The sequence below is a fragment of the Microcystis sp. M_QC_C_20170808_M3Col genome, assembly GCF_007095505.1.
Taxonomy (GTDB): domain Bacteria; phylum Cyanobacteriota; class Cyanobacteriia; order Cyanobacteriales; family Microcystaceae; genus Microcystis.
Genome location: NZ_SFBY01000475.1, coordinates 1 through 4643, shown reverse-complemented (window position 1 = coordinate 4643; position 4643 = coordinate 1). Strand labels below are relative to the sequence as shown.

Annotated in this window: 2 protein-coding genes; both read right to left on the bottom strand. The window is 42.0% G+C overall.

Annotated elements, in window-relative coordinates; translation table 11 throughout:
- Window positions 1–96 precede the first annotated feature (96 nt).
- Window positions 97–3918, bottom strand: coding sequence for a HEAT repeat domain-containing protein (locus EWV84_RS22030; protein WP_287080090.1), 3822 nt, complete (start codon window positions 3916–3918; stop codon window positions 97–99).
- Between the two features lie 156 nt (window positions 3919–4074).
- Window positions 4075–4419, bottom strand: coding sequence for a hypothetical protein (locus EWV84_RS22025; RefSeq protein WP_287080088.1), 345 nt, complete (start codon window positions 4417–4419; stop codon window positions 4075–4077).
- Window positions 4420–4643 lie beyond the last annotated feature (224 nt).

Here is a 4643-nt window from a genome sequence, read left to right as displayed (position 1 = left end):
TGATAATTGACCACTGTTACATTTGGTAAATCGAGGAGTTGATCAAAATTTATCCACATAACCCACCTCCTGTTCTGTGTTACTATTATACCATGCTCACACAGAACCTAGAAGAGCCCTGATTTCATCATATAAGTTTAATGTCGCCAAGATACTATTAGTTTTAGCTAAATCAATTTGTTTGTATTTTGCTTGTAGTTTTGCTTTTTCGTCTTCCCAATATTTCAGGTAGTCTATGCGCTCGAAGTCTTTATGAATTCTGGCATCTGGTAAAATAATCGGGAATATTCTTTGATAAAAGTCACCATTTCTAGCAATTTCTACTAATTCAAACATACAGTTTTCTGATTTTAAGTATCTATCGCTGATGACGGCGACGACACATTTCCCCTGTCCAATTTGCCGCATAAAGTTTTTGATGGAGTCTTTATAGGTGGTGTGGGTTTTATCCCGAATAATCTCAATTCCTTTGGCGGCAAAAGCTTGGACGAGTTGATTAGCCATTTCGTTGCTGTCTTCTTGCCAGTTGTAGGAGATGTAAACTTGTTGATTCATGGGTTGGGAGAGGGGGTGATAGTATTTAAGTTTGTTTTGAATTGTGTCTAGTGCTTTTCTAGCTATAGAGAGAGTCTTGCCATTATTTAATGTGACAAAAGCAGGATTTTTCAGGCATTTGATAAGTTCAGTCATCGCTGTTTCTGTGCCAATCTTACCCAAAGCGAAGGCTGCGTTCCCACGAACCTCAAAATAAGAGTCTTCTAAAGCCTTGAGTAACTCCGGAATAGCTGTTTCTGAGCCAATCTTACCCAAAGCCTCGGCTGCCTTCCGACGAACATCCTTATTAGAGTGTTCTAAAGCCTTGAGTAACCCCGGAATAGCTGTTTCTGTGCCAATCTTAGCCAAAGCCTCGGCTGCCTTCCTACGAACATACCAATCAGAGTCTTCTAAAGCCTTGAGTAACTCCGGAATAGCTGTTTCTGTGCCAATCTTAGCCAAAGCCTCGGCTGCCTTCCTACGAACATACCAATCAGAGTCTTCTAAAGCCTTGAGTAATCCCGCAATGGCTGTTTCTGTGCCAATCTTAGCCAAAGCCTCGACTGCCTTCCTACGAACATACTTATCAGAGTGTTCTAAAGCCTTGAGTAATCCCGCAATGGCTGTTTCTGTGCCAATCTTAGCCAAAGCCTCGACTGCCTTCCGACGAACATCCTTATTAGAGTGTTCTAAAGCCTTGAGTAACCCCGCAATGGCTGTTTCTGAGCCAATATTACCCAAAGCCTCGGCTGCCTTCCTACGAACATACTCATCAGAGTCTTCTAAAGCCTTGAGTAACTCCGGAATAGCTGTTTCTGTGCCAATCTTAGCCAAAGCCTCGGCTGCGTCCCAACGAACATCCTTATCAGAGTCTTCTAAAGCCTTGAGTAACTCCGGAATAGCTGTTTCTGTGCCAATCTTAGCCAAAGCCTCGGCTGCCTTCCTACGAACATACCAATCAGAGTGTTCTAAAGCCTTGAGTAACCCCGCAATGGCTGTTTCTGTGCCAATCTTAGCCAAAGCCTCGACTGCCTTCCTACGAACATACTTATCAGAGTGTTCTAAAGCCTTGAGTAACCCCGGAATGGCTGTTTCTGAGCCAATTTTACCCAAAGCCTCGGCTGCGTTCCTACGAACATCTTTATTAGAGTCTTCTAAAGCCTTGAGTAACCCCGCAATGGCTGTTTCTGAGCCAATCTTACCCAAAGCCTCGGCTGCCTTCCTACGAACATCTTTATTAGAGTCTTCTAAAGCCTTGAGTAACCCCGCAATGGCTGTTTCTGAGCCAATCTTACCCAAAGCCTCGGCTGCCTTCCTACGAACAAACCCATCAGAGTCTTCTAAAGCCTTGAGTAACCCCGGAATGGCTATTTCTGAGCCAATTTTACCCAAAGCCTCGGCTGCCTTCCTACGAACATACCAATCAGAGTGTTCTAAAGCCTTGAGTAACCCCGCAATGGCTGTTTCTGTGCCAATATTACCCAAAGCCTTGACTGCGTTCCAACGAACATACTCATCAGAGTCTTCTAAAGCCTTGAGTAACCCCGGAATGGCTGTTTCTGAGCCAATCTTACCCAAAGCGAAGGCTGCGTCCCCACGAACATAATTATCAGAGTGTTCTAAAGCCTTGAGTAACCTCGCAATCGCTGTTTCCGAGCCAATATTACCCAAAGCCTCGGCTGCCTTCCAACGAACATACTTATCAGAGTGTTCTAAAGCCTTGAGTAACTCCGCAATGGCTGTTTCTGAGCCAATCTTAGCCAAAGCCTCGACTGCCTTCCTACGAACATCTTTATTAGAGTCTTCTAAAGCCTTGAGTAACCCCGCAATGGCTGTTTCTGAGCCAATCTTACCCAAAGCCTCGGCTGCGTTCCTACGAACATACTTATCAGAGTCTTCTAAAGCCTTGAGTAACTCATTAACAACTTCATTAGACTTTGTTAGTCCCAATAACTCCACCTTAAACAGTTTCGGTACATCCAACCGCAGCACTAATTCCACTGTCTGCTTTTGAAACTTAAAGTTGACTTCTCCTGCTAACCTCGCTCCTAATTTTAAATCAATCTCTAACCCTAACTTAACCACCCGTTTTGCTTGGGTTTCACTATCCAATAACCCCAACAGCAACGCCATAGGTTCCGTCCATTTGAGATAATTCAAATAGTCCCACTTTAACTGCTCATTACTGAGATGGCGCAAGCACAACTTGTCGCGTAATTCCTCAGCCGTGTAGTATTCTTGAATCAGTTGATGGCGAAAAGCAATTTTCTCATTACCTTCTAGGTGAATTAGATGATATTTCAATAAATCCTCTAACCACTGCTTACTGTAATATTCGGGAAATCCTTTATTTTTGATAAATTTGCTTAATTCTTCCTCTGCTTCTGTTCGGGAAATAGCCACCTGAATCTCAGTTTTTGACTCCCCTTGTGTCATTTTCCAAGCTAACACTTGCAGCAATTCTCGCCACCAATCCCGCGATTCTTGGTAAGTAGGAACATCTGCTTTTAATTTCTTGTTATAAATTCCTGTAAAAATCTGGAAAACTAAGCCTAAATTAGCAGGAATTTTGTTCTCATTATCATCAAAAACTGAACAAAGCATCCACAAAAGCAGAGGAGTTTCTCCCAATTCCTTGAGACGATTTCCCAACTGTTTAAGCATTTCTTCGCCTTTTTCGGGCAAATAGGCCTTGACAAAATCCCGCATCTGTGGTTCGCTCAGGGGGAGCATTTCCAGCTTTTTCTCAATGTTTAAGTCGTCGCTGCCTAAATCCCTTGTCGTGAAAATCATCGGGATTTCTGCATACTGCTGGCGAAAGTTTTTTAATTTCTGTCGTGCAGGATCTGAGGGCAATTCATTGATACCATCAAATAATAATAGTGGTCTAAAATTCTGATTTTCTAACAGCCAACTTTCTAGGGTATTACTATCAATAATTAATTTATGGCGTTTCAGGAATTGTAAAATTAAATCAAGAATTGAGGTTTCATACAAGCGTAATTCGATGAGAATGGGAATTTGAATGATTTTAGCCTGATTTTGTTGATTTGGGCGCAAGCTTTGCGCTTCTTCTAATAACAATCTTGCTAAAGCGGTCGATTTTCCTGAACCGGGACGACCTTTTAAAAGAACATGAACGTGATTAGCGGCATACTTGCGTAAACCATCTAAAACCGTGAATCTTTCGGTTTTTTCTGGTCTTTCTGGTCTTTCTGGCGGGTTTTCCCGTTCTTTTTCAATCGTCTGTACCCACAAATCCCTTAGCAAGGGTGCAGTTTTCGCTGGGCGCGTTTTTCCCTCTACGTCGGTGAGGGTGTAAAATGTCTCCCATTGGGCGTACTTTTCCGAGATAGATTCGAGATAAGGAGTCCAGTCAATCATTGATGCTGTCTGTTAGTTCGAGAAGGAATCCCGATGAAACTCTCTAATATTTTTAATTGTAGGCTAAGAAGATTTGGTCATGACTTACAAGATAGAATCGGAGTTTCTGCATCCCTCTCCTGTCAGACAGGGAAAACCCCATCCGAATATAAACACTCACGCTGCTGTCGTACCTTGTTCCAAGCACTTTAACGTATATCTGGCACGAGTTTTAAGAATTGTTAATTGATCTGTTTTTGCTAACAACTCATCTAACTCCGCTACGTCATCAGCGCAGAGTAAAGATTCTGCATTTCTCGTCACTAAATCATCTAAACGGGTTTGCTCTACCAAGGCTAATTGACAACTTGCCAGCGCCTTTAATTCATCCACACTCAAACCAATCAAACAATCTTCATCGAGTCCTAATGAATTGGCAAATCGAGAATAGGTGTTCCAGTCTAATAAAACCCCGACTCGTTCTCCCTGCTCATTTGTTAAGTATTTTATCAGCTTGGACATATTAGAAACACTTACAATACAATGTAATCCTATTTTAGTAATTAATTCCAGAAAATGCCATTGATCGCCGATAAGGTTATCCTATTTTTGTTTTCCTAATTGTTGGTTTTTCTAAAAAGTTTGTGCGTTACGGCAATATTTAGACCTTGATTTTTTCCCTAAAAACAATGGATTGCCTAACGCACCCTACGTTTATTTCTGTTTTCCTAATTGTTGAGCTTTAT